Below are 2,548 nucleotides of genomic sequence, written 5' to 3'. Positions count from 1 at the left end.
AGCAGCGCGAGGGCGTGATCATTGCGAACCTCGTGAACCGGTGGAACAGCTTCGGCAAGGCGATTTGCGTCAAGACAGCCTAATTGCGCCCGCAACCAACTGAGCGCATACCCTGTCGAACAAAGCCCCGCGCAACATTGCTGGCGCAAGGGTTGCGAATCATGCATCGCTCATTCGGCGGCCGGTGCGCGGAACAGCCAGCGGCGCGTCGCGGGGCGCTGGGCTGCGCCGGCGGAACTCGACCGCGATCCCGCGACGCGGCGCATCGGCGACGAACGCGTCGAGCAGCTCGAGCACGTCGTGATCGATGTAGTCGGCGCGTGTCGCGTCGATGATCACCGCCGCGCGGTCCGGAATGTGCCGCAGGTGGTGCTTGACCTGCACCTTGCCGAGGAACGACACGTCCTTGCGGAACGACAGCAGGAAGTGGTCTTCGTGCTGCGCGAGCGTGACGGGGCTCTTCAGGTTCGCGACGGCGACCGCCAGCACGCTGCACGCAAGGCCGAGCGCGATGCCGAACAGCAGGTCGACCGAGAGCACGCCGATGATCGTCGCCGCGAACGGCACGAACGCGGCCGGGCCTTGCTTCATCACCGAACGGAACAGTGCCGGCTTCGCGAGCTTGAAGCCCGTGTGGATCAGGATTGCGGCCAGGCTCGCGAGCGGGATCAGGTTGATGAGGCCGGTGAGCGCGAACACGCTCGCGAGCAGCAAAATCCCGTGGACGATGGCAGACATCCGGCTTTGCGCGCCCGCGTTGACGTTAACCGAGCTGCGTACGATCACCGACGTGATCGGCAGCCCGCCGACCGCGCCCGCGACAAGATTGCCGACGCCCTGGGCCTTCAGCTCGCGATCGGGCTGCACCGGCCGGCGCTTCGGGTCGATCTGCTCGACTGCTTCGAGGCTCAGCAGCGTCTCGAGGCTCGCGACGACCGCGAGCGTGATCGCGACGTGCCACACGTCCGGATTGACGAGCTGCGCGAAGTTCGGACCGAGCTCCGCATGCTTGAGCGAGGCCGCGAGCGCCGCGAACGACCCGAGCTCGGGCAGCGTCACGCGATGGGCGGCGCCCGGCGCAACGGCCGGCGCGACGAAACCCAGCACGAGCGTCGCGCCGATCCCGAGCACGACGACTGCGAGCGGCGCGGGTACCGAGCGCACCAGCGCGAAGCGGCGCAGTGCAGGCGTGTCCCACGCGATCAGCAGCGCGAGCGATGCGAGCGCGATGGCCGTGGCGGCCCATGCGACCGGCAGGCCCGGCCAGTTCGCAAACGGTTGCGCGGCCGAGCCGCCGATGCCGAACGCGAACGGAATCTGCTTCACGATCAGCAGCAGGCCGATCGCGGCGAGCATGCCCTTGATGACGGGCGACGGCACGTAGGCGGCGAAGCGGCCGGCGCGCAGCATGCCGAACCCGAACTGCAGCACGCCGGACAGCAGCACCGCGAGCAGGAACGCGGAGAAGCTGCCGAGTTGCGCGATCCCTTCGACGACGATCACGACGAGGCCGGCTGCCGGCCCGCTGACGGACAGCGACGAGCCGCTCAGCAGCGCGACGACGATGCCGCCGACGATGCCGGACACGAGCCCGGCGAACGGCTCGACGCCCGAGGCATTGGCGATGCCGAGACAGAGCGGCAGCGCGACGAGGAAAACGACGATGCCGGCGATGGTGTCGCGCGGCAGGGTGGACAGGTGCGCGTTCAGTTTCACGGTTGAGGCGATTTCATTGGCGTTGGGGCAAGGCTGAATCAGCCGAGCGCGGTGGTTGCGGCAAGCGCGAGTTCGACGTCGACGGGCGCCGCCGTATAGCCCGAATCGAGCTCCAGCAGGCGGCCGTCGGCGAGCGAAAAGATCCAGCCGTGCACGAGCGGCGGCCGTTCGCGGTCGCGCACGATCGGCGATGCGCGCAACTGACGGACCTGCTCGAGCACGTTCAGCTCGGCCAGGCGGTCGGCGGCGGTCGTGTCGTCGAGCGCGGCGAGCGTGTCGCGATGACGATGCGCGAGCGCGCACAACGGCGCGATGCGGCGCGCGACGTGCGGCAGGTCAGCGGGCGGCGGCAGCAGCGACGCGCGTACGCCGCCGCAGCCGTAGTGTCCGCAGACGATCACGTGATCGACCTCGAGCACGCGCACCGCGTACTCGAGCACGCTGGCGGAATTGTCGTCGTCAGGCTGGAACAGGTTCGCAATGTTGCGGTGGACGAACAGGTCGCCGGGCGCGCAGTGCGTGATGGTCTCGGCCGGCACGCGGCTGTCCGAGCAGCCGATCCACAGTACGCGCGGATTCTGGCCGCGCGCGAGCGCGTCGAAGAAGCCGGGCGTGCGTTCGCGCGTTTCGCGGGCCCAGGCAATGTTTGCAACCAGCATACTTTTGGGACGATTCATGTTTACCTCTGCAATCGATAGTTGCTATTACTGACCAGTTCATCAAATAGTGCGTAATATTCAAGCGGCGTAACGGACATGTTTCTCGTTGAACAGGTTACGAATCACGTGAGGTTCCTTCTGGCGACGATGCAAATGGCTCCGGACATGCCGGA

General features: G+C 67.4%; 1 protein-coding gene and 1 pseudogene. Both read right to left on the bottom strand.

Annotation, left to right across the window (positions count from 1 at the left end; translation table 11 throughout):
* Positions 1–170: 170 nt before the first annotated feature.
* Positions 171–1,716 (bottom strand): annotated as a pseudogene (locus CFB82_RS41210) (SulP family inorganic anion transporter).
* Between the two features lie 38 nt (positions 1,717–1,754).
* Positions 1,755–2,393: a carbonic anhydrase gene (locus CFB82_RS41205; protein WP_089487926.1), complete on the bottom strand. Its 639-nt coding sequence runs from the start codon at positions 2,391–2,393 to the stop codon at positions 1,755–1,757.
* Positions 2,394–2,548 lie beyond the last annotated feature (155 nt).

This window comes from Burkholderia sp. HI2714, from assembly GCF_002223085.1.
GTDB lineage: Bacteria > Pseudomonadota > Gammaproteobacteria > Burkholderiales > Burkholderiaceae > Burkholderia > Burkholderia lata_D.
This window is presented reverse-complemented; position numbering and strand designations above follow the sequence as displayed.